Here is a 23200-nt window from a genome sequence, read left to right on the forward strand (position 1 = left end):
CGGCAGACCGGCGGCGGCCCCGGCGGCGGCGGCGCGGGCGGCGGCGGCGGCGCCCGCCGCCGCCTCGACCGCTTGGTCGCCCTGGCGCAGGGCGGCGCGGGCCGCCTCGATCGCGGCCAGCGCGGTCTTCCAGGCCAGATCGAGCAGGCGGGCCTCCAGCGCGCGGATCCGCTCCGACAGTTCGCGGTAGCGCGCCGCCTGCCGCGCCTGCCGCTGCAACAGCCGCAATTGCTCGGCCAGGGTGGCCAGCACGTCGTCGAGCCGTTCGAGATTGGCCTCGGCCGCCTTCAGCCGGCTTTCCGCCTCGGCCCGGCGCGAGCGCAAGCCGGCGATGCCGGCGGCTTCCTCCAGCAGCAGGCGGCGGTCGGCCGGGCGGGCGCCGATCAGGGCGCCGACCCGGCCCTGGCTGACCAGACCGGAGGAACGGGCGCCGGTGGCGGCGTCGGCGAACAGCAACTGGACGTCGCGGGCGCGCACCTCGCGGCCGTTGAGGCGATAGGACGAGCCGGCGCCGCGTTCGATCCGCCGCACCACTTCCAGTTCGTCGTAATCGTAATGGGGCGGGGCGGCGCGGCTGCGGTTGTCGAGCCCGACCGTCACCTCGGCGATCGAGCGGGCCGGGCGGCCGGCGCTGCCGCCGAAGATGACGTCGTCCATCTCGCCGCCGCGCATCTGCCGGGCCGAGGTTTCCCCCATCACCCAGCGCAGCGCCTCGATCAGGTTGGACTTGCCGCAGCCGTTGGGCCCGACCACCCCGGTCAGGCCGGGCTCGATCCTGAGTTCGGCCGGCTCGACGAAGGATTTGAAGCCGGCGAGGCGCAGCCGCGTGAAGTGCAGCACCGGCGGCCGCGCCCCCCGCGCCCTATTTCGCCGCCGCCTTCAGCGCGGCGTCGAGTTCCTCGAACGGGCGGGCGCCGGGCAGCACCTTGCCCCCGATCAGGAAGGCCGGGGTGCCGTCGATGCCGAGCCGGTCATAGGCGTCGCGGGCGCGGGCGTCGATCGCCCCGGCCAGATCCTGGCGGCGCAGACAGGCATCGACCTTGTCCTCGCCCATCCCGGCCAGCTTGGCCAGCTTCTTCAGTTCGGCCAGCGGATTGTCCGAGCCCATCCAGCGTTCCTGCTGGTCCATGATCAGCCCGAGCAGGCCGAAATAGCGTTCCGGCCCGGCGCAGTGCGGGATCATCGCCGCCCCGACCGACAAGGCGTGCGGCCCGGTGGGATAATCGCGGTAGATCAGCTTGGCCCGGCCGGTGTCGAGCCATTCCGCCTTCAGCTGCGGCAGCACCGTCTTGTGGAAATGGGCGCAGTGGCTGCAGGTGGGCGAGGCGTATTCGATGATCGTCACCGGGGCGTCGGCGCGGCCGAGCACCTGATCGATCGGAAAGGACGGCTCGGCGGCGCGGGTGGCCGGCGCGGCGGCGAGCAGGACGAGGCAGGCGACGGCGAGCAGGCGGGTCAGCGTCTTCACCGGGGATCTCCCTGTTTCAAGCGACGCGGCGGATATTACCCCGGATCCGCCCCCCCGCCGCAACAGGCGATCGCGGCCGGGCCGACCGCCCGGCCCGGCTGTGGGATCAGATGTTGGCCAGTCCGCCGGCATGCTGGTTGTGGATCAGGGCCATCAATTCGCGCCGGGTGGCCGGGTTGGTGCGGAAGGCGCCGAGCATCCGGCTGGTGACCATGGTGACGCCCGGCTTGCGGATGCCCCGGGTGGTCATGCATTGGTGGGCGGCCTCGATCACCACCGCCACCCCCTTGGGCTGGAGCACCTCGTCGAGGGTGTTGGCGATCTGGGCGGTCAGCGTCTCCTGGATCTGGAGGCGGCGGGCGAAGATCTCGACCACCCGGGCCAGCTTGGAGATCCCCACCACCCGGCGGTCGGGCAGGTAGGCGACATGGACCTTGCCGAGGATCGGCACCATGTGGTGCTCGCAGTGGGATTCGAGCCGGATGTCGCGCAGCAGCACCATCTCGTCGTAGCCGTCGGTCTCCTCGAAGGTGCGTTGCAGGATCTCGGCCGGATCCTGGTCGTAGCCGGCGAAGAATTCCTCGTAGGCCCGCACCACCCGGTCGGGGGTGCCGACCAGCCCCTCGCGCCCGGGATCGTCGCCGGCCCAGCGGATCAGGGTGCGCACCGCCGCCTCGGCCTCGGCGCGGGACGGCCGGTCGCGCGGGCCGTCGGCACGGCCGGGCGGGGCGGGGGGGGCGGCAGGGTCGGTCACGGGGGGAACTCCTCGACGGGTCAGTTGAGCTGCGGGCGCTCGTAGGGGCTGTCGAGCGAGAAGGCGGGGATCTCGATCTCGAACCGCTCGCCGTCCTCGCTTTCCATCTGGTAGCTGCCGCGCATCAGCCCGGACGGCGCGGCCAGCGGGGCGCCGCTGGTATAATCGAAACTCTCGCCCGGGCGCAGCAGCGGCTGTTCCCCCACCACCCCGGCGCCGCGCACCTCCTGCACCCGGCCGGCGGAATCGGTCAGGATCCAGTGGCGGGCCAGCAGGCGCACCGCGTCGGCGCCGTGATTCTCGATGTGGACCCGATAGGCCCAGACGAAGCGGCTCTCCTCCGGGACCGAATGGTCCTCGAGAAAGAACGGCGAAACCGTCACCTGGATGCCGCGGGTGGTGGTGCTGTACATCGCGGGGGCTCCTCGGACCGGGCGGCGCGAACCGCGCCAGTCTAGCACCCGTCCCCGAGCCCGGGCCGAACTTTTCGGGCTTTCGCCCGATCCCCCTTCGTTTTCATCGCGGGCTCCGCCCGCCCCCGCCAAGGGCCGAGGGCCCTTGGAACCCTTTCCCGGTCCTGCGCGCGGCAAGCGCCCGCGCCCAAGCGGAAAGGCCGGTCCGCGCCCGACCCCCCAAGGGGATCCAAGGGCCTTGCGGCCCTTGGCGGGGGTGGGCGGAGCCCACATCCCCCAAAAACCGGGGACCGCCTCGTCTCAGCGGGCGGCGTCGAGCGCGGCGGCGAGGTCGGCGGCGAGGTCGCGCTCGTCCTCCAGTCCGACCGACAGCCGCAGCATCCCCTCGCCGATCCCCATCGCCAGCTTGTCGGCCGGCGACAGGCGCTGGTGGGTGGTGGTCCAGGGATGGGTGATCAGGCTCTTGGCGTCGCCCAGATTGTTCGAGATGTCGATCAACCGCAACGCGTCAAGCAGCCGGTAGGCCGCCGCCTTGCCGCCCTTCAGCTCCAGCGCGATCATCGTGCCGCCGGCCCGCATCTGCTTCAGCGCCAGGGCATGCTGGGGATGGGACTCGAGGCCGGGATAGAGCGCGCGGGCGGTGGCGGGATGGGCCTCGATCAGCTTGGCCAGGGTCAGCGCGGTGGCGCTCTGGCGCTCGACCCGCAGTTCGAGCGTCTCCAGCCCCTTCAGCAGCAGCCAGGCGTTGAACGGCGACAGGCAGGGGCCGGTGTGGCGCAGATAGGGCCCGAGCACGTCGTTGCAGAAGGCAGCGTCGGCCAGCACCGCCCCGCCCAGGCAACGGCCCTGGCCGTCGATGTGCTTGGTGGCGGAATAGACCACCACGTCGGCGCCCAGCGCCAGCGGGCTTTGCAGCACCGGGGTGGCGAACACGTTGTCGACCACCAGCCGGCCGCCGGCGCGGTGGGTCAGCTCGGCCAGGGCGGCGACGTCGAGGATGTCGAGCGTCGGGTTGGCCGGGGTCTCGATCAGCACACAGGCGGTGGGACGGGACAGCGCCTGTTCCCAGGCGGCCAGATCGCCGCCATCGACGAATTCGCGCTCGACCCCGAAGCGGGGCAGCAATTCGTCGATGATCCACTGGCTCGAGCCGAACAGCGAACGCGACGCCACCAGCCGGTCGCCGGCCTTCAGCTGGCACAGCAGGGCGCCATGCACCGCCGCCATGCCCGAGGCGGTGGCGCGGCAGGCCTCGGCCCCCTCGATCGCCGCCAGTCGGTCCTCGAACGCCGCCACGGTCGGGTTGCGGAAGCGGGAATAGACCATCCGCTCGCGGGTGCCGTCGAAGCTTTCCTCGGCCTCCTGGGCGCTGTCATAGACATAGCCCGAGGTCATGAACAGCGCCTCGGCGGTTTCGTGGAAGCCGGTGCGCGACAGGCCGGCGCGGATGGCACGGGTACGCGGCGCCCAGGCGCGGGGATCGGCGGCGGAATCGGGGGACGAGGGACGGGTCATGAAAACAGCCTCCTTGGCGGGGACACGCCAGTCTTGCGGGTGACCGGCAAAACGGCCGCGACGGAGGCATCAGGACTCCGGGCGGACCCGGAGCGAGACCTCTTTAGCGGGTTGTTTAACGTGGCCGCAATCCGGTCGGACAAATCACCACGGGAACGAGTCTTAGACCCGGCCGGTCCGGGGCGTCAAGATCAAGTACGGGGACGCGGGCGCGGCCGGCGCCCCCGCCTGCCTCTTTTTGCGGCGCCGCAATCGCGTCGCCGCCGAAAATAGCTTTGACCCGCCGCCGCGCCGGAGCCGATCATGCGGCGGGGGAGAAACGAGGGGGACCGATGGGACGTTGCGTTGACCGGCCGGGCGGCTGGCGCGTCCCCGCCTTGATCGTGGCGGCCTATGCCGTGCTGGCCGGCGCGGCGGGGGCCGCGCTGGCGGGGCTGACCGGACCGACGCCGGCCGGACTGATGCTGGAACAGGGCGGGGTCGCCGCCGTCAACGCGCTGGCGCTTGGCCTGTGGCTGGGCCGCGCCGGTCGGCGCGGTCGCGATGCCGGCGCGGCGCGGGCGATGGCGCGCGCCTTCGACCGCCTCGCCGCCGACGCCACGCTGGCGGTCCATGTCAAGGATCGCGACGGCCGCATCCGCCTGTTCAATCCGGCGGCGCGCCGGCTGTTCGGGCCGGGGCTGGTGGCCGGCGCCGACGAAACCGCCCTGCGCCCGGCGGCCGAGGCGGCGGCGGCGGCGGCGCGCGACCGCGCCGCGCTGGCGGGCGGGCTGCGCGAGGACGAGGAAACCCTGACCACCCCCGCCGGCCCGCGCCGGCTCGGGGTGATCCGGCTGCCGCTTTACGATGGCGACGGCGTCGCGGTCGGGGTGGCCGGGCTGGCGCGCGACCTGACCGAGGCCGAGGCCGCCGCCACCGCGCTGCGCCAGAGCGAGTCCCGGCTGCGCGCCTTGTTCGACAACATGCTGGGCGGGGTCGCCTTCCACCAGCCGATCCGCGAGGGCGGGCGGGTGACCGGCTTTCGCTATCTCGCCACCAACGCCCGCTTCGAGGCCGAGACCGGGCTGGTCGATGTGGTCGGCCGCCGGGTCGATGAGGTGCTGCCGGACCTCGCCGCGCGCGACCGCCGGCTGGTCGAGGCGGCGGTGCGGGTGATCGAGCAGGGGCGGCCGGAACGGTTCGATTATTTCTTCCACATCCTCGGCCGCTGGTACGAGGTGGCGATGTTCCGCACCGATGACGGGCTGCTCGGGGTGTCGTTCCACGACATTTCCGACCGCAAGAGCGCCGAATCGCGGGTCGAGCATCTCGCCTTCCACGATCTGCTGACCGGATTGCCCAACCGCCGCCTCGCCGAGGACCGGATGAGCCAGGCCGTCGCCCATGCCGACCGCGCCGGCAGCCGGGCGGCGCTGCTGGTGCTCGATCTCGACGGCTTCAAGGCGGTCAACGAGACCCTCGGCCACGAGGTCGGCGACACGGTGATCCGGGGCGTCGCCGCCCGACTGCGCGACTGCCTGCGGGAGACCGACACCCTGTCGCGCGCCGGCGGCGACGAGTTCCTGATCGTGCTGACCGACCTGCGCGGCGGCGAGGCGGCCAGCGCCATCGCCGCCAAGATCCTCGCCCGCGTCGCCGAGCCGTTCGAGATCCAGGGGCTCGGGCTGGTCACCACCGCCTCGATCGGCATCGCGGTCCATCCCGACGACGGCGAGGATTTCGCCACCCTGCTGAAGAAGGCCGATACCGCGATGTATCAGGCCAAGGCCGAGGGCCGCGCCGGCTGGCGTTTCTTCGACGAGCGGATGAACCGCGACGTCGCCGCCTTGCTGCGGCTGCGCGCCGGGCTGCGCCGCGCCCTCGACCGGGGCGAGTTCGAACTTCATTACCAGCCCCAGCTCGACCTCGCCAGCGGCCGGGTGATCGGGGCCGAGGCGCTGCTGCGCTGGAACCATCCCGATCTCGGCCGGGTCACCCCCGACCGCTTCATCCCGCTGGCCGAGGAAACCGGCCAGATCGTCCCGATCGGCGCCTGGGTGCTGGAGCAGGCCTGCCGCCGCGCCGCCGCCTGGCAGGGCGAGGGGCTCGACGGGGTCGGCGTCGCGGTCAATCTGTCGGCGGTGCAGCTCCAGCGCGACGATTTCGACCACACCGTCGCGGCGGCGCTGGCCCGCTCCGGTCTGGCCCCCGACCGGCTCGAACTGGAACTGACCGAATCGGTGCTGATCAAGGATGCCGAACCGCGCCTCGCCGCCCTGTCGCGGCTGAAGGCGCTCGGGGTGCGGCTGGCCATCGACGATTTCGGCACCGGCTATTCCAGCCTCAGCTACCTCAAGCGGTTCGCGGTCGACCGGCTGAAGATCGACCGCTCGTTCGTCGCCGATCTCGCCGATGCCCCCGATGACGACGCCATCGTCCGCGCGGTGATCCAGATGGCCCACAGCCTCGGCCTGCGCGCCATCGCCGAGGGGGTCGAGACCACGGCGGTGCGCGAGCGGCTGCGCGCGCTCGGCTGCGACGAGATCCAGGGCTACCTGCTGGCCCGTCCGCTGCCGGCCGACGCCTTCGCCGCCTTCGTCCGCGACCATCACGCCGCGCTCGATTCGGCTGGCGGCGCCGTCCCGTCGCTCCCTATACTTGCCAATCCCGCCTGAGAGATTGTGAAAGAATGCCCCCTCGGCACGACCTTGACGGAAAAACGCTGATTTTCCCCATGGGCGTTCTTTCACAAGCTCGATTGATGGACAAACTCTGAGCAGAGCCCCCCGCCCCATGTCCCGCATCGTCTCCCAACGCGCCATCATCAACCGCCGCGCGGTGATCACCCGCCTCGCCGCGCTCGACCTCGACGACCTGCCGCGTTCGCGCCGGCGCGGCAAGGTGCTTGAGCTGTTCAAGCAGGTGCTGGCCGAGGGGCGGGCCGAGATCCGCCGCCGCTTCGATGCCAGCGGCGACGGCCGCCACACCGTGCGCGAGACCTGTTTCCTGATGGACCAGATGGTGCGGCTGATCCACGATTTCGCCGCCGAGAAGGTGTTCGCCCCCGGGGTGCGCACGCTGGGCGAGGCGATGACCCTGGTGGCGGTCGGCGGCTATGGCCGCGCCGAGCTGTCGCCCCATTCCGACGTCGATCTGCTGTTCCTGCTGCCCTACAAGCGGGTGCCCTATCACGAGCAGATGGTCGAGTTCATCCTCTACATGCTGTGGGATCTCGGCCTCAAGGTCGGCCAGTCCACCCGCTCGGCCGAGGAATGCATCAAGGGGGCCAAGGAGGATCTCACCGTTCGCACCGCGCTGCTGGAGATGCGCTGGCTGTGGGGCGACCAGGAGCTGTTCAAGGAATTGCAGGACCGCTACCGCGCCGAGGTGATGGGGGTGTCGGGAATCGAGTTCATCGAATCCAAGCTGGCCGAGCGCGACGCCCGCCACGCCCAGATGGGGGATTCGCGCTATGTGCTCGAGCCCAACGTCAAGGAGGGCAAGGGCGGGCTGCGCGACCTGCACACCCTGTTCTGGATCGCCCGCGATATGTACGACGTCGCCGGGATCGACGAACTGGCCGAGGCCGGGATCATCACCGCCCAGGCGGCGACCCGCTTCGCCAAGGCCCAGGCCTTCCTGTGGACGGTGCGCTGTCACCTTCATTACCTGACCGACCGCCCCGAGGACCGGCTGACCTTCGACGTCCAGCCCGAGATCGCCCTGCGGATGCAATATGTCGATCGCCCCGGCTCGCGCGGGGTCGAACGCTTCATGAAGCATTACTTCCTGATCGCCAAGGATGTCGGCGACCTGACCCGGCTGTTCTGCGCCCTGGTCGAGGAACGCCACCGCAGCAAGCCGCGCCGGCTGCCGTTCCGCCGCCTGTTCACCCGCCGCACCCAGCTGGCCGGCTTCATCCAGGAAGGGGGGCGGCTCGACCTCGCCACCCCCGACCAGTTCGCCACCGATCCCGGGGCGATGATCCGGCTGTTCCACACCGCGCTCGAGAACGAGGTGGACATCCATCCCCGCGCCCTCGATCAGGTCCACCGCAATCTCAAGCGGATCGATGGCAAGCTGCGCAACGATGCCGAGGCCAACCGGCTGTTCGTGTCGATGCTGACCTCGCCCAAGAATCCCGAGGTGGCGCTGCGCCACATGAACGAGGCCGGGGTGCTCGGCCGCTTCCTGCCCGATTTCGGCCGGGTGGTGGCGCAGATGCAGTATGACATGTACCACGTCTTCACCGTCGACGAGCACACCCTCCAGGCGCTCGGCATCCTCCATTCGATCGAAAGCGGGGCGTTGCAGGAAGAGGCCCCGGTTGCCTCCGAGGTGATCCATCAGGTCGCCTCGCGCCGGGCGCTCTACGTCGCCACCTTCCTGCACGACATCGCCAAGGGGCGCGGCGGCGACCATTCCCAGCTCGGCGCCGAGGTGGCGCTGAAGCTCGGCCCCCGGCTCGGCCTCAGCGACGAGGAGACCGAGACGGTGGCCTGGCTGGTGCGCCAGCACCTCGCCTTCACCCGCTTTGCCTTCAAGCGCGACATCGACGACAGCAAGACCATCCAGGATTTCGTCGCCCTGGTGCAGTCGCCCGAGCGGCTCAAGCTGCTGCTGTGCCTGACCGTGGCCGATATCCGCGCGGTGGGGCCGACGGTGTGGAACGCCTGGAAGGCCGGGCTGCTGCGCGAGCTGTATCACCGGGCGATGGAGGAGATGACCGGCGGCCTCGCCGGCAAGGCTCACGCCGCCCGGGTCGAGGCGGCCCAGATCGCGCTGCGCGCCGAACTGGCGCGGATCCAGTGGCCCGAGGCGGAGATCGAGGCCCATCTCGGCCGCGGCTATGCCGGCTACTGGACCAGTTGCGACACCGCCACCCAGGCCCGTCACGCCCGGCTGGTGCGCGAGGCCGAGGCCTCCGCCGCCCCGCTGACGATCGAGCCCCGGGTCGATGCCCTGCGCGGCGTCACCGAGGTGGTGATCTATACCGGCGACCATCCCGGCCTGTTCTCGCAGATCGCCGGGGCGATGGCGGTGGCCGGGGCCAACATCGTCGATGCCAAGATCATCACCCTGACCAACGGCATGGCGCTCGACACCTTCTTCGTCCAGGAGTCCGAGGGCGGGCCGTTCGACAGCCCGTCCAAGCTGGCCCGGCTGTCGGCGGTGGTCGAACAGGTACTGTCGGGACGGATGCGTCTCGCCCAGGAACTGGCCAGCCGCCGGGGCCACCTCCCCAGCCGGACCCAGGTGTTCAAGGTGCCGCCGCGCGTGCTGGTCGACAACACCCCGTCGCGCACCCACACCGTGATCGAGGTCAATGGCCGCGACCGCCCCGGCCTGCTCTACGACCTGACCGCGGCGATGACCCAGCTCGGGTTGCAGATCTCCTCGGCCCACATCTCGACCTACGGCGAGCGGGTGGTTGACGTGTTCTACGTCAAGGACGTGTTCGGCCATAAGGTCGAGCATGACCGCAAGCTGGAACGGGTCCGCGTCACCCTGCTCGCGGCGCTGAAGGATCCGCGCACGCCGGGCGGGGCCACCCGCGCCGCCTGAGTATCCGTCTCGGCTTCCTCCCGAACATGATTCTCCCCCGACGCCGTGCCCTCCTGGCGGCGCCGGGCTTGCGCGCGTGGCCCGGGCGGGCGTCGGATGGTTTCGTGGCTACTCTCTCCGTATGATTGCCAGCATCTGTGACCCTGGTAATAAAAAGCAGGAAAAAACTTGGGTAGCGTGGGGTTCCCTTCGTAACGAAGGAACGAGTTTTTGGCGGGATTATGATCAATAAAGGTTGTGCCCCTTGACGATCCTGACCTTAATCTTTACGCGGCCCCCCGCGTGGTTCGGCCCGGCAAGGCTCTCCCGGCCATTGCCTGATTTGACCGCTGGGGCGGACGGAACATGAAGTCAAGACGTCCTGTGCTGCTGAGCGCGTCCGCCCTGGCGTTCGGCGTTTCGTGCTCCGTGCCGCAGCCGGTGCGCGCGGTGCCGCTTTCCTGCAATGCCGCGGTCATTTCCGGCGTGACGGGCGCCTCGGTCACCTGGACCGCGGGGGATTGCTCGATTGACGGCAGCAGTCAGGTCACCTTGCTGTCGGCCTCGGGCGCCGCGCTCGGGACCCTGACCAACGCGGGGCAGCTGATCCAGAGCGGGATTCCCTTCGTCAATACCGGCACGATCGCCACGGTGATCAACGCCGGAACGGGCACCATCCAAAGCTCCAACACCACGGCGATCACCAATAGCGGGTCGATTGGCCGGCTGAGCAATCAGGGCGTGATCCGTGGCGCCGCCAGCGGCGCCCTCTTCAATTATGGAACGGTGGGCACGCTCCAGAATTCGGGAAGCATCGTCGGCTCGCGCGCCATTCACAATCATGGATACATTGGTCTGCTGACCAATGACGATTCGGGCGTGTTGTTGGTCGCCGCGACCGGGATCCGCAACGACGTCGGGAACATCGGCGCCCTGGTCAACCGGGGAACGATCACGGGGGTTCCCGCGATCGAGAACGCCATCACGATCGGGTTGATCGACAATGCCGGCCTGATTTCCTCCTCGGGCGGCACCGCGCTGGTCAATACCGGGGTGATCCCGTCGATCACCAACAGCGGCACCATTTCCGGAACGGTCTACGCGATCAGCAGTACCGGGGCCGCGTCCCGTCTGGGGGCGATCACCAACACCGGGCTGATCCAGGGCAACATCCAGGTCGCCAACGATCTGACCGTCACGGGGGCGACCGGCGCCGCCTTCGGCGTTTTCTCCGGCGGCGCCATCTCGGTCGGCAGTGGCGGGGCGGGCACGCTCTCGTTGGCCGCCGGCAATCTTTGGTTGCAGGACGCCATCGTGGCCAATCTGCGCGCCAGCGCGGCCACGCTCAAGCTGTCGAGCGCGGTGTCGGTATCCGGGGGCTACAGCCAGACCGGCGGCGGTCTGGTGATCGTCACCAGCAATTCCGGCGGCAGCTATGGCTATCTGACGGTGACCGGGGCGGCCAATGTCAGCAACACCGCCATCACCATTGCCGGCTCGGGGCTTTCGGTGGGGGAGACCTTCACCATCGTGCGCTCTTCGACCGGCGGCACCTATCTCAACGACACCGCCTACGTCACCGGCACGGCCGGTCTGGCCGCCAGCGTGGCGACCCTCGGCAACGATCTGGTGGTGACCCTGCGCAACGGCGTGCCGTTGCAGACGCGCGGGGCGGTCCTGAGCGGCGCGGCCGGCAATGTCGGGGCGGCGCTCGATCGTCTGGTCGCGGCGGGCACCGCGCCGGCCGACCTGACCGCCGCGATCAACGCCATCGACCGCCAGGGCACCGCGATCGAGCAGGCCCGCGCCATCAAGCAATTGGGGCCGTCGCAAGCCCTGTCGCCCGGACAGATCCAGCTCTTCGCCACCACCGCCGTGCTCGGCGCGGTGTCACAGCACCAGAAGACGGCGCTGGCCTCTTCCGGGCCGGGCGGCGGTCTGGCCGCCGGCTCGGAGGGAGAAGGCAACCTCCTGTGGGGGCAGGTGGTGGCCGGCAGCGGGGAACGCACCGCCACCGCCGCCGCCGACGGCTATCGGATGAGCGGATTCGGTCTGGCGTCGGGGGTCGATCACCGGTTCAGCGACAGCCTGATCGGCGGTGTGGCCCTCAGCTGGATGCGCGCCTTCGCCCATGACGGCGACGACACGGCGTCCTCTTCGACCGTGGACAGCTACATGGCGATCGGCTACGGCACCTATCGTCTCGGGCGGCTGTATTTCGAGGGCGAGGCCGGCATCGGCTACAACCGGGTCCATCAGAACCGCAATATCCCGATCGCCGGCAGCGTCGCCACCGCCGATTACGGCGGCGAGCAATATCTGCTGCGCGGTCAAACCGGCATCGACCTCCCGGTGGGCGAGGACGTCACGGTGACGCCCCTGCTCGGCCTGACCTTCCTGCGCGCCGCCAGCGACGGCTACACCGAAAGCGGCGCCGGCGGGGCCAATCTGACGGTGGACCCGGTGACGGTCAACAGCCTGACCCAGGATCTGGGGGCCCGGCTGTCCTGGCGCCACGACAGCCCGCTCGGGCGCCTGACCCCGGAAGTGCGGCTGGCCTGGCTGCATGACTACACCCGCGCGGCGGTCTCCACCACCGCCTCGATCGCCGGTTCGCCGATGGTGGTCTCGACGCCCCGGGTCAGTCCCGATGGCGCGCTGATCGGCGGGGCGGTGACCCTCGACGGCACCGATTCCGTCAGCATCCGGGCCGAATATACCGGTGAACTGCGCCCCGACTATCAGGGCCATACCGGCGTGCTGAAGGTTCTGTGGGGCTTCTGACCCTTATCCCGACGCCGCCCGCAGCGCGCGTTCGAGCTGGTCGCGCGACCATTCCGCCGGGTCCTGCGCCACCAAAGCGGCGCGCAGCGCCTCGCCCGGATGCAGCACCGTCAGCGCCATGCGGCGGTAGGACGGGCGCGACACCTTGATCAGGGTGTCCATCTGCTTCTGCATCATCAGCTTGCTGCCCTTGGGGCCGGCCAGCACCGGTTGCAGGCCGATCTCGCGGTAGAAATGCAGCACCTCGCGCTGGTTCTTCGGGTCCATCTTCATGAAGGCCTCGTCGAACAGGGCAAGGCCCAGTCCGCCCGGCTTGTCGGCGGCGAAGGCGCCGTTGTGGTAGGCGCTCGACAGCGCCGCCCCGATCGCGACGTAGAACGGCACCTGCTTCTCCGCCCCCGAGCCGACGCCGAGGCGGTGGGCGAAGCTGGTGCGCACCCCGCTTTCGACGTCGGTCATGATCAGGCTGAAGCGGAAGTAATTGCGGTAATCCTCGTAGCGGGAGACGTCGATGTCGTCTTCCATCAGGATCGCGTCGATCAGCTTCAGGCTTTCGGCGTGGAAGGATTCGTTGACCGCCGCGCCCCCGAACAGAGGCAGCAGGATGGTTTCGTCGAGCGTCGCCGCCGCCACCAGATCGATCAGTCCGGCGAAATCGGCGTCGGGCTCGACCTGGAAAGTGTAGCGTTCGTTGTGGAAGGCATGCTGGCGCAGCACGTCGTTGAGCAGGGCGATCGCCGTCTTCACCCGCTCGAACCGGTCGCGCAGCATGTTGACGAAATTGCCCTTCAGCAGCTTCTGCGCCTCCTCGACCGCCTCCTCGGCGCGGCGGCGGTGCTGGGCGAGGTCCTTCTCGGCGATGTCGGCCCGCAGCTTTTCCGCCCAGGGCCGGATCTCGTCGGCGATCGAGGCCTCGGGGGCGAAGCTGAAGCCGCGCCGGCTGGTGTAGCGGAACTCGGCCAGCCGCGCCAACACCTGCTGGCGGGCGCGGGGGATCTCCTCGCCCAGCGCGCCGAGGCGCTCGTCGCAGGCGCGGATCAGCGCCGGCATCGCCCCGCGCCAGCGGGTGCATTCGCGCTGCCACGCCGGAATCGCCTGGGCGAACGTCACCCGCCGCCGTTCCTCCTCGTAGCCGGACAGGGCGGCGCGCAGTTCGGGATAGGCCTGGGTGTAGCCCTTGCGCGCCTCGCCCTCGGCCCGCAGCGCGTCGTCGCGCGCCCGCCGCGCCCCCGGCACCGGCCGGTCACCCGGCTTGGCCGGGGTGCCGTCCAGTTCGTGGCGCAGGTCCTTCAGCTCGGCGTCGATCGCCTCCAGCCGCTGGCGCAGGTCGGGCGCCACCTCGTCGCGCAGCCGGCCCTGTTCCTCCTCCAGCCGGGCGATGGCGTCGCGGCGGTCGCGATAGGCCTTGACCGTGTCGGCCAGCCCGACCGGCTGGGCCAGCGCCGCCGCCAGCGGCTTGAGCCGGTCGGCGACGTCGCGCAGGGCGCGGATCTGCGCCTCGGCCTCCTGCTCGGCCGCCTCGATCTCGCGCAGACGGGCCTCCAGCGCGCGGCGGGCGGCGCCGGTGGCGTCGGCGCCGATCTTGCGCTCCTCGACCGTGCGCATCTCGCTGACCAGCCCGTCGCAATAGGCGCCGTCGGCGGTGACGGCGCGGCCGCCCTGATGCAATTCGGCCTCGGTCTCGACCAGCCGGACGGTGCCGACCCGCTGGGCCAGGAAGGCGGCGGCCAGCGGGTCGCGCGCCCGCAGCACCGCGGCAAGGCTGCCCGGCTGCGGGCTGTCGGCGCTCAATCGGGCGGTGTTGACCACCCGGCAGCCGCGATAGCGCGGCCGCGCCGCCCGCCGGTCGGCCCGCAGCAGCGCCACCGCCCGCCGCGCCTGATCGGGCGGCAGGATCACCGCCTCGCGGTCGCGCCCCAGCACCGCCTCGGCGGCGTCGGTCCAGCGCGGGTCGAGCAGCTCGATCTCGGCGCAGAGCAGGCGCGGCTTGAAGCCTTCGTTCTCCAGATCGAGCAGGAAGGCGCCGGTCTCGCGGCTGATCGCCGAGCCGGTGCGCTCGATCGCCGCCAGCCGTTCGCGCAGCCGTTCGCCTTCTTCCGGCCGCCGTTCGCGCACCAGCGCGTCGGCCTCGTCGCCGAGGGCACGGATCAGCCCGTCAAGGTCGGGCAGCCCGGCCAGCACCCCTTCCAATGCCGCCGGATCGGCCGGCCAGGCCGGCAGGCGGTCGGCCCCGCTGAGGCGTTGCAGCGCGGCCAGCGCCGGCAGCAGCTCGGGCCAGCGCGCCCGCAGCCGCTCGAACGCCGGCTCGGTCTGCCCGCTTTGGCGCAGGCCGGGGATCGAGGCGGCGCGGGCCACCGCCGTTTCCCACTCCCGCACCGGCGGCAGGAAATGTTCCGATACCTCCTGCTTGCGGGTCTGGATGTCGAGGGCCAGCGCCTGGAGTTCGCGCGCCACCGGGCTGCCCTGCATCGCCTGTTCGAGCCGGATCCGTTCGACCCGCAGCCCGTCGATCCGCGCCTCGCGGTCGGCGATCAGGGCGTCGAGGCGGGCGACCTCGGCGGTGGCCCGGCGCAGGTCGCGCCGCAGCCGCCGCGCCTCGCGCAGGCCGAGCCGGACCCGGGCGCGGCGGACCATCCAGCCGCGCAGGCTCTTTTCCTCGACCAGCGCGGCATGCTGGCCGGCGGCGGCGAGGATCGCGTCGAGATCCTCGATCTGGCGCAGCAGGGCGCGGATGGTCTCGGCGATTTCGCGGTAATTGCGCATCGATTCGCGCAGGTCGCGGATCGAGATCGGGTCGCGGTCGAGCACGTAGCTGCGGATGAAGGCGCTTTCGTCCTCGATCGTCTCGAAGCTGACCGCATTGGCGAAGGCGCGGCGGAACTGCTCGACCCCGCCATGCTGGCCGGTCTGCGAGCCGCAATGCAGCAGATCGCCGACATGCTCGGCCGCGCTCATGTAGCAGCGCAGCTCGCCCCCCTCGGCGGCGCAGCGGGCGGCGAGATGCTCTTCCAGCTCGGCCCAGGTCCGCGCCACCTCGCCCTCGGGGGTGGGGCGGACCAGATCGGCGGTGGTGACCCGTAGCCCCAGCGCCAGCCAGCGCGCCCGCACCTCCTCGCGCGTCTCGCTTTGGCGCGCCTCCAGGATCAGCCCGGTCGAGAGAGCGCGGCCGTCGGCCGGATCGTGGAAGGCGAGGGCGAGGTGGGAGCGGGCGCTGTCGCGCAGCGGCGGCTCGCCGGCGCCGCCCAGCCGGCCCAGGCAATAAGCGTGGACGCTGCGGCGGTTCTTCTTGCGCCGTTCCGGGTTGGCGGCGGCGTTGAGCTGGAGCGCGTTCTTGTCGTTCGACAGCATCACCGTCTGGATCGCGTCGAGCAGGGTCGATTTGCCCGAGCGGTTCTCGCCATAGAGGCCGACCGCGCCGCGCATCGGCAGATCCTGGCGGCCGAGCAGGAACCAGTCGATCAGGGCGACGTTGACCAGGCCATACATCCGCTATTCCTCCTCGGGCTCGGCCCCGGCCGGCTCCGCTTCGTCCGTCTCGTCCGTTTCGTCTTCCCCGGGCTCCTCCGCCTCGACGTCTTCCCCCTCGGCGCGGGCGGCGGCGCGCTCCAGCCCGTCGAGGACGCGGTCGCTCTCGGCGGCGAAGCGTTCGAGCAACTCGATCTGGGCCTCGCCCGACACCAGCCGGATGGTCGAGCGGATCCGCAGCAGCAGGTCGCGGGTCTCGGGATCCTCCTCGCCGATCTCGATCAGGGCGCGGCGGCGCAGTTCGAGCAGGATTTCGTGGAAGCGCGGACGGGGAATCCGCTCGCGGCCGAGGATCGCGGCGTGGCGGGCGAACAGCTCCTCCGAGGTGGTGGGAACGGTGGCGCGGTCCTCCGACAGGCCGGTATTGACCCCTTCCTGCCAGATCATCCCCAGCAGCAGCAGGATGATGGTCTCGTCGAGGCGCAGGCGGGCGGCGCCGGTCTCCTCCGGGTCGGCCGGAACGATGCCGATCCACTGGTCGGCCGGCTCGACCACCAGGGCATAGCCGAGCCCGTCCAGCATCGCCTCGACCAGCCGGCGGGCGTCGCCGCGCAGCACCAGTTCGTACAGCGGCGCCATCCCCCGGTCGCCATTATAGATGAACTGGCGGTCGAGCAGGGTGGCGAGGGCGCGGCGCAGGGTCGCCACGGCGCGATCGGCCGCCGCCGCGCCCTTGGCGGCGGCGATCTTGGCCTCGAATTCGGCGAGTTCGGCGAGCACGGCCGGCATGGCGGTCTCCGGGGACGAAGGGGGGCGCCACTTTGTCCGAACCGCTTGCGCCGGCCAAGCTGAATCGTCGCCGCTCAGCGCGCCGGACGAACGGTGCAGACCACCCGCAGCAGCGAGGCGAAATTGCCGACCTCGCCGCGCCGGGCCATCACCTCGTCATAGAGGCAGGTGAGGAATTGCGGCAGGGTCAGACCGCCCTCGGCGGCGATCTCTTCCAGAATCTGCCAGAAGCGCCGCTCGATCCGGACGCTGGTCACCACCCCGCCGATCCGCACCGAACGGGTCACGGTCTCGTACAGCGCCGGATCGGTGCCGGCATAGATCTCACACATCGGGCGCAGCCTCGGGCGGGAGGGGATCGCGGCACGATGGCCCGCGATGCGGCCGGAAATCAAGCCCGCCCGCGCGCCTCGCGCGCAACGGCCCCCAATCGGCGAGGCTGCCGCCCCGCGCCCCGCTTGGAGGCTGGCGCCTCCAAACCTCCCCCTTTTTTGGGTTCATCCCGGCTGAGCGGGGAGGACGGCCCCCGTCCTTTCCGTCATGCGCGGACTTGATCCACGCATCCATGGAGCCTTGTCCCGAACGGACACGTGGATGGCCGGGTCAAGCCCGGCCATGACCAACCTCTCTTCCAAGCTGAAAACAAAGGGGGTCCGGGGCATCGCCCCGGGCGGGTTTGGGCGGCAGCCCAACAGCTTCGCTAGGGTTCGATCCGGCTGCCCAATACGGCGAGGAACTGGGCCAGCCAGGCGGGGTGGGCCGGCCAGGCCGGGGCGGTGACCAGGGGTCCGTCGGTGAGCGCCGCGTCGAGCGGGATCTCGACATAATGCCCGCCGGCCTGGGTCACCTCGGGGGCGCAGGCGGGATAGGCCGACACCCGCCGTCCCGCCACCACGCCGGCGGCGGTCAGCACTTGGGCGCCGTGGCAGATCGCCGCGATCGGCTTGCCGGCCTGGGCGAAGCTCCGCACCAGGGCGATCACCCGGGGATCGAGCCGCAGATATTCCGGCGCCCGTCCGCCCGGGATCACCAGGGCGTCGTACTCCTCGGCGCTGACGCGGTCGAACGCGGCGGTCAGGGTGAACAGGTGGCCCGGTTTCTCGCTGTAGGTCTGGTCGCCCTCGAAATCGTGGATCGCGGTGCGGATCCGCTCGCCTGCCGCCTTGCCGGGGCAGACGGCATCGACCCGATGGCCGATCGTGGCCAGGGTCTGGAACGGAACCATCACCTCGTAATCCTCGACGTAATCGCCGGCGAGCAGCAGGATGCGTTTGGCGGCCATGGGGGGAGCCCTTTCGCTCGGTTGATGCCGGCCGACACTATGGCGCGGCCGGGCCCCGGGCGGGTAACAGCCGGCTACTACGCCGGTTCGCCGCCGGGGGTGGCCGGGCCGATGGTGAGGTTCGGCCCCTCGATCCAGTCGGTGACCAGCCGCCCCTCGGCCGGGGCGACCCGGTAGCGTTCGCCCACGGTGGTTCCGTCCGGGGCGTCGAGCCGGTCGAGCAGGGTTTCAAGCAGGGCGAATTCGGTCAGGTTGGTCGGGGCCAGCCGTTCGCCCGTCACCGTCCCTCCGGGCGGAACGATGCGGTCGAGCCGGGCGGCGACGCTGGCCTCGTCGGGATCGAGGGTGGCCTCGAACAATTCGCTGAGACGCTCGCGGAAATCCTCGATCGGGTCGGGGCTGTTGACCGCCACCGGCCGGGGCCGCAGCGGGGCGCGCGGCGCGCGCGGCTGGGCGAAGCCGGCGGGGGAGAACAGCCGTGGCCGCATCGTCAGCAGCGACGGCGCGGCCAGGGTCTGCCCGTGCGGCTCGGCCCGGCTGCGCAGCCGGTCGAGCCGGCGCATGGTGCCGGCCAGCCGGGCGGTCAGCGAATCGTCGCTGCGGTCCATGTAGCGCACGGTGTTGCGCAGCCGGCGTTCCAGGGTGACGCGGAAATGCTCGATCCGGCTGACGAAGCCGCCCATCCCCTCGAAGATCTCGGCGATGGTGTCGAGCTGGGTGAACACGTCGCGGCGGGCGGCGGCCAGATCCGGGCAGATCCCGTTCTTGACGTAGGCCTGGGCGATGTCCTCGACCAAGGCCGGACGGGTGGTGTAGCTGCGCGCCATCCGCGCCACGTCGGCGCGGAAGCGCAGCGGATGCTGGGCGTAGGAAAAGGTCGCCTTGTAATCGGCCACCAGGATCCGGCCGATGAAATCCTCGAAGAAGGCCTCGAGTCGGGTCTTGAGGTCGGGGCTGGCGAGGATCGCCCGCTGCACCGCGCGCAGCGAGGACAGGATCGCCCGCAGCCGGCGGGTGAAGCGGACCGCGTTGGCGGTGGCCTCGGGCAGGCCGAGCGCGGTGGCGGTGGGGTCGAGCGCCAGCGCCTCCAGGCTGGTCTTGACGTCGATCACCACGCCGCCGAACAACTGGGGCAGGCCGCGATCGATCGCGTCGAGCTGGTCGGCCAGCGCCATCGCCGCCGGCGGCATCTCGACCACCGCGTTGAAGCCGTGCGGCTCCTCCTCGATCCAGCCGCAGCGCAGCAGCCGGCCATAGGCGTGATGGGCGCGGCGGCCGACCTCGTCGGCCGGCGGCGGCGGCGCCCGCCGCCCCGGCACCGCCGGCAGCTCCTCGAATTCCTCGGCCTCCTGCCACAGATCGGGCCGCTGGCGCAGCAGCCGGGCGATCGCCTCGATCACCTCGTCGCGCAGCGGCACCACCACCCGGGTGCCGCCGAAAAACTGGCGATAGACCACCAGCAGCGCCTCGGCATAGAGGTGACGGTTGCCCCGGCTGAACAGCAGGAAGATCGAATCGTCGAGATGGCCAAACAGCGGCACGTCAGCGTTCCCTCGGTTGAAGTCGCGGGCTCCGCCCGCACCCGCCAAGGGCCGTAAGGCCCTTGGATCCCTTTCCTTGTCCTTCGCGCGGCAAACGTCCGCGCCCAAGCGGAAAGGCCGTTCCGCGCCCGACCATCAATGGGTTCCAAGGGCCTTGCGGCCCTTGGCGGGGGTGGGCGGAGCCCACATCACCCCGCAACCCAAGACATTCTGGCCGCCCCGCCGCCTACCGCCGCAGATCGAGGGTGTTGGGATAATCGGGATGGATCCCGCGCTCCTCCGCCGCCGGCTGGCGCTGGGCGTGGCCGAACGGCTGGAAGCGGGCGCGGCGGCGGGCTTCGGCCTCGAACGAATTGACCGGGAAGGTGACGTAGTTGCGCCCGCCGGGATGGGCGACATGATAGCTGCACCCGGCCACCACGCTGTCGCTGTGGCGATCGACCAGATCGATCGTCAGCGGCGAATGGACCCCGATGGTGGGATGGAGCGACGAGGGCGGGTTCCAGGCGCGGTAGCGGATCCCGGCGACCCATTCGCCGTTGGTGCCGGTGGGGGCGAGCGGGACGCGGCGGCCGTTGCAGGCCAGCACCAGCCCCGGCGTGGTCAGGTTGCGGGCCTTGACCTGCAACCGCTCGACCGAGGAATCGACGTAGCGGACGGTGCCGCCGCTGCCGGGTTCCTCGCCCATCACATGCCAGGGTTCGAGCGCGGTGCGCAGTTCGACCTCGACCCCGTCATAGTCGAAGCGGCCGATCAGCGGGAAGCGGAACTCCAGATGGGGGGCGAACCAGGCCGGGTCGAAGGCGAAGCCGCCACGCCGCAGCCAGTCGAGCACCCGGGCGAAGTCGCGCTCGACCCAGTGCGGCAGCATGAAGCGGTCGCGCAGGGCCGAGCCCCAGCGCACCACCGGCTCCTGATAGGGTTGGTCCCAGAACAGCGCGACCATCGCCCGCAGCAGCAATTGCTGCACCAGACTCATCCGGGGGTGGGGCGGCATCTCGAAGCAGCGGAACTCGACCAGCCCGAGCCGGCCGGTCGGGCCGTCGGGCGAATAGAGCTTGTCGATGCTGAGTTCGGTGCGGTGGGTGTTGCCGGTGACGTCGGCCAGCAGGTTGCGCAGGATGCGGTCGATCAGCCAGGGCGGCACCGTGGTGCCGGCCGGCGGGATCTGGCCCAGGGCGATCTCCAGCTCGTACAGGCTGTCGTCGCGCGCCTCGTCGAGGCGGGGATGCTGGCTGGTCGGGCCGATGAACAGGCCGGAGAACAGATAGGACAGGCTGGGGTGGTTCTGCCAGAAGCGGATCAGGCTGCCGAGCAAATCGGGGCGGCGCAGGAACGGGCTGTCGGGGGCGCTGGGGCCGCCCAGCACCATGTGGTTGCCGCCGCCGGTGCCGACATGGCGGCCGTCGATCATGAATTTCTCGCTGCCGAGGCGGCAGTGCCGCGCCTCGTCATAGAGGGTCTCGGTGATCTCGACCAGATGGGCCCAGTCGCGCGCCGGCTGGACGTTGACCTCGATCACCCCGGGGTCGGGGGTGACCTTGATCACCTTGAGGCGGGGATCCTGCGGCGGCGGATAGCCTTCGAGCCGCACCGGCAGGGTCAGGTCGCGCGCGGTGTCCTCGATCGCCGCCACCAGATCGAGATATTGCTCGGCGGTCTCGAGCGGCGGCAGGAACAGGTTGAGGCAGCCCTCGCGCGGCTGGACGCACAGGGCCGAGCGCACCGTGTCGGACACCAGTCCGCGCTCGCCCGGCCGCACCCCCTGGGCCTCGGCGGCGCGCTGAAGGCGCGGCCGGACCGCCTCGGGATGGCCGGCGGCGCGGGCGGTCGAAAGCTGGCGCCGCTCCGGCAGCGGGTCGCGCGGTTCGAACGGGTCGCGCTCGATGTGATAGGGATAATCGCTGGCCGCAAGCCACGGCAGCGAGCCGAGCGGCAGGCGGAAGCCGAGCGGCGAATCCCCCGGCATCGCGATCAGCCGGCCCTGGCGGGTCGGCCACGGCCCGGTGACCCAGCGCAGCCCGTCGCGGCTGTGCCAGGGTTGCAGCGGCAGGACCATGCCGATCGGGTTGCGCAGCCCGGCGCCGAACACCCGGGCGAGGCGGGCGCGCTCCTCCGGGTCGTCGAGCCGGCTGTCGAGCGGATCGACATTGAGCGGCAGCGCCTGCTCGCGCCGCAGGTAATGGCCGGGATCCTCGAACGCCGGCTGGGCGAAGGCGGGATCGACCCCCAGCCGCTCCGCCAGCGCGGCGGTGAAGCGGGCGGCGGTGTCGGCGTCGGCGCGATGGTCGATTCCCTCGCGGGCGATCAGGCCGTCATCCTGCCACACCGGCTCGCCATCCTCGCGCCAGACCAGGGTGAAGGCCCAGCGCGGCAGGCTTTCGCCCGGATACCACTTGCCCTGGCCGAAGGTCAGCAGCCCGCCCGGGGCGAAGCGGGCGCGCAGGCGGCGGATCAGGGCGTCGGCATGGGCCCGCTTGGTCGGCCCGACCGCGGCGACGGTCCATTCCTCGCCGTCCATGTCGAGGGCGGAAACGAAGGTCGGCTCGCCGCCCTGGGTCAGGCGGACGTCGCCGGCCTGGAGCCGTTGGTCCACCGCCGCCCCCAGCGCCAGCACCGCCCGCCACTGCGCCTCGTCATAGGGCTTGGTGACGCGCGGGGTCTCCTCGATCCGGCTTACCGCCATCTCGTGGCCGAAGGTCACCTCGCACGGATCGACCGCGCCGGTGATCGGGGCGGCCCCGGTCGGCTGCGGGGTGGCGGCGAGCGGAATGTGGCCCTCGCCGGCGAACAGGCCGGAGGTGGGGTCGAGCCCGACCCAGCCGGCGCCGGGCAGATAGACCTCGGTCCAGGCATGCAGGTCGGTGAAGTCGGCCGCCGGGCCGGCCGGACCGTCGATCGGCTTCTCGTCCGGCACCAGCTGGATCAGGTAGCCCGAGACGAAGCGGGCGGCGAGGCCGAGATGGCGCAGGATCCGCACCAGCAGCCAGGCCGAATCCCGGCACGAGCCGCTGCGCAGCGTCAGAGTCTCTTCCGGGGTCTGCACCCCCGGCTCGTGGCGGATGGTGTAGCGGATGTCGTGCTGAAGGCGCTGGTTGAGCGCGACCAGGAAATCGATGGTCTGGACCGGCGGCGCGGTGGGGATGGTGGCGAGATAGGCGGCGAGGCGCGGCCCGGCCGGCTCGTGGACCAGGAAGGCGCGCAGGTCCTCGGCCAGATCGTCAGGATAGACCAGGGGAAAGGTCTCGGCCTCGGGGGCGAGGAAGAAGTCGAACGGATTGATCACCGCGAGATCGGCGACCAGATCGACCGACACCACGAATTCCTCGACCGGGTCGGGGAACACCGCGCGGGCCAGCCAGTTGCCGTGCGGATCCTGCTGCCAGTTGAGGAAATGGGCGGCGGGGGTGATCTTCAGCGAATAGGACAGCACGTCGGTCCGGCTGTGCGGCGCCGGGCGCAGGCGGATCACCTGCGGCGACAGCGCCACCGCGCGGTCATAGCGGTAGCGGGTCAGATGGTGCAGCTTGACTTTGATCCCCATGGTCCGCCCTCGTCCGAGTCCAGCCGGGTCGTTCCCGGTCGTCGGACGTGCGCGGAGCCCGGCCGTTCCGTCGCGGGATCGCCGTCGTCACCCCGCCCGCCACCAGTTTCGTTCCGGGCAAT

14 protein-coding genes and 1 riboswitch are annotated in these 23200 nt (G+C 71.0%); of the genes, 3 read left to right on the forward strand and 11 right to left on the reverse strand.

All coding sequences use genetic code 11. The annotated features are described in order from the left end of the window. The 5 genes from ACFSNB_RS07660 to metZ form a co-directional block, all read right to left on the reverse strand. A partial coding sequence (locus tag ACFSNB_RS07660) for an AAA family ATPase (protein WP_377315529.1) occupies positions 1-840 on the reverse strand: 840 nt, incomplete at its 3' end. Between the two features lie 22 nt (positions 841-862). Then, positions 863-1468 (reverse strand): DsbA family protein, encoded by a 606-nt coding sequence (locus ACFSNB_RS07665; RefSeq protein WP_377315530.1) that lies wholly within the window; start codon positions 1466-1468, stop codon positions 863-865. Positions 1469-1574: 106 nt separating this feature from the next. Further along, a complete protein-coding gene (gene folE / locus ACFSNB_RS07670) occupies positions 1575-2222 on the reverse strand; it encodes a GTP cyclohydrolase I FolE (RefSeq protein WP_377315532.1) in 648 nt (215 codons plus the stop codon). A 20-nt stretch (positions 2223-2242) separates the two neighbouring features. Further along, positions 2243-2635: a Co2+/Mg2+ efflux protein ApaG gene (gene apaG / locus ACFSNB_RS07675; protein WP_377315533.1), complete on the reverse strand. Its 393-nt coding sequence runs from the start codon at positions 2633-2635 to the stop codon at positions 2243-2245. A gap of 300 nt (positions 2636-2935) precedes the next feature. After that, positions 2936-4150, reverse strand: a complete 1215-nt coding sequence (gene metZ, locus ACFSNB_RS07680; protein ID WP_377315535.1) for an O-succinylhomoserine sulfhydrylase — start codon at positions 4148-4150, stop codon at positions 2936-2938. A gap of 82 nt (positions 4151-4232) precedes the next feature. Next, positions 4233-4311: riboswitch (SAM riboswitch) on the reverse strand. 171 nt (positions 4312-4482) lie between these two features. Between metZ and ACFSNB_RS07685 the strand changes: the two genes are divergently transcribed. From ACFSNB_RS07685 to ACFSNB_RS07695, 3 genes are all read left to right on the forward strand, one after another. Next, on the forward strand, positions 4483-6804 hold the full coding sequence (locus tag ACFSNB_RS07685; protein ID WP_377315536.1) for a putative bifunctional diguanylate cyclase/phosphodiesterase: 2322 nt from the start codon (positions 4483-4485) through the stop codon (positions 6802-6804). A 118-nt stretch (positions 6805-6922) separates the two neighbouring features. Next, a complete protein-coding gene (locus tag ACFSNB_RS07690; protein ID WP_377315537.1) occupies positions 6923-9694 on the forward strand; it encodes a [protein-PII] uridylyltransferase in 2772 nt (923 codons plus the stop codon). 345 nt (positions 9695-10039) lie between these two features. Continuing rightward, positions 10040-12457: an autotransporter outer membrane beta-barrel domain-containing protein gene (locus tag ACFSNB_RS07695; protein WP_377315538.1), complete on the forward strand. Its 2418-nt coding sequence runs from the start codon at positions 10040-10042 to the stop codon at positions 12455-12457. 3 nt (positions 12458-12460) lie between these two features. On the opposite strand, the gene ACFSNB_RS07700 is transcribed toward ACFSNB_RS07695, so the two are convergent. The 6 genes from ACFSNB_RS07700 to ACFSNB_RS07725 form a co-directional block, all read right to left on the reverse strand. Further along, the gene (locus ACFSNB_RS07700) at positions 12461-15943 is read right to left on the reverse strand and encodes an SbcC/MukB-like Walker B domain-containing protein (protein ID WP_377315539.1); all 3483 of its coding nucleotides are present in this window, start codon (positions 15941-15943) and stop codon (positions 12461-12463) included. 3 nt (positions 15944-15946) lie between these two features. After that, on the reverse strand, positions 15947-16711 hold the full coding sequence (locus ACFSNB_RS07705; protein WP_377315540.1) for a DUF4194 domain-containing protein: 765 nt from the start codon (positions 16709-16711) through the stop codon (positions 15947-15949). A gap of 74 nt (positions 16712-16785) precedes the next feature. Continuing rightward, entirely contained in the window at positions 16786-17043 is a 258-nt protein-coding gene (locus ACFSNB_RS07710; protein WP_377315541.1) for a ribbon-helix-helix domain-containing protein, read from the reverse strand. A gap of 368 nt (positions 17044-17411) precedes the next feature. After that, on the reverse strand, positions 17412-17993 hold the full coding sequence (locus tag ACFSNB_RS07715) for a DJ-1/PfpI family protein (protein WP_377315542.1): 582 nt from the start codon (positions 17991-17993) through the stop codon (positions 17412-17414). Positions 17994-18070: 77 nt separating this feature from the next. Next, entirely contained in the window at positions 18071-19534 is a 1464-nt protein-coding gene (locus tag ACFSNB_RS07720) for a Wadjet anti-phage system protein JetA family protein (protein ID WP_377315543.1), read from the reverse strand. Between the two features lie 226 nt (positions 19535-19760). Beyond that, positions 19761-23078, reverse strand: a complete 3318-nt coding sequence (locus tag ACFSNB_RS07725) for a transglutaminase family protein (protein ID WP_377315544.1) — start codon at positions 23076-23078, stop codon at positions 19761-19763. Positions 23079-23200: the final 122 nt, after the last annotated feature.

The sequence above is a fragment of the Phaeospirillum tilakii genome, assembly GCF_042683125.1.
Taxonomy (GTDB): domain Bacteria; phylum Pseudomonadota; class Alphaproteobacteria; order Rhodospirillales; family Magnetospirillaceae; genus Phaeospirillum; species Phaeospirillum tilakii.

Coding starts and splice junctions, on each gene's coding strand:
- apaG (WP_377315533.1), bottom strand. CDS start 2,635: ATGTACAGCACCACCACCCGCGGCATCCAGGTGACGGTTTCGCCGTTC.
- metZ (WP_377315535.1), bottom strand. CDS start 4,150: ATGACCCGTCCCTCGTCCCCCGATTCCGCCGCCGATCCCCGCGCCTGG.
- ACFSNB_RS07685 (WP_377315536.1), top strand. CDS start 4,483: ATGGGACGTTGCGTTGACCGGCCGGGCGGCTGGCGCGTCCCCGCCTTG.
- ACFSNB_RS07690 (WP_377315537.1), top strand. CDS start 6,923: ATGTCCCGCATCGTCTCCCAACGCGCCATCATCAACCGCCGCGCGGTG.
- ACFSNB_RS07695 (WP_377315538.1), top strand. CDS start 10,040: ATGAAGTCAAGACGTCCTGTGCTGCTGAGCGCGTCCGCCCTGGCGTTC.
- ACFSNB_RS07700 (WP_377315539.1), bottom strand. CDS start 15,943: ATGTATGGCCTGGTCAACGTCGCCCTGATCGACTGGTTCCTGCTCGGC.
- ACFSNB_RS07705 (WP_377315540.1), bottom strand. CDS start 16,711: ATGCCGGCCGTGCTCGCCGAACTCGCCGAATTCGAGGCCAAGATCGCC.
- ACFSNB_RS07710 (WP_377315541.1), bottom strand. CDS start 17,043: ATGTGTGAGATCTATGCCGGCACCGATCCGGCGCTGTACGAGACCGTG.
- ACFSNB_RS07715 (WP_377315542.1), bottom strand. CDS start 17,993: ATGGCCGCCAAACGCATCCTGCTGCTCGCCGGCGATTACGTCGAGGAT.
- ACFSNB_RS07725 (WP_377315544.1), bottom strand. CDS start 23,078: ATGGGGATCAAAGTCAAGCTGCACCATCTGACCCGCTACCGCTATGAC.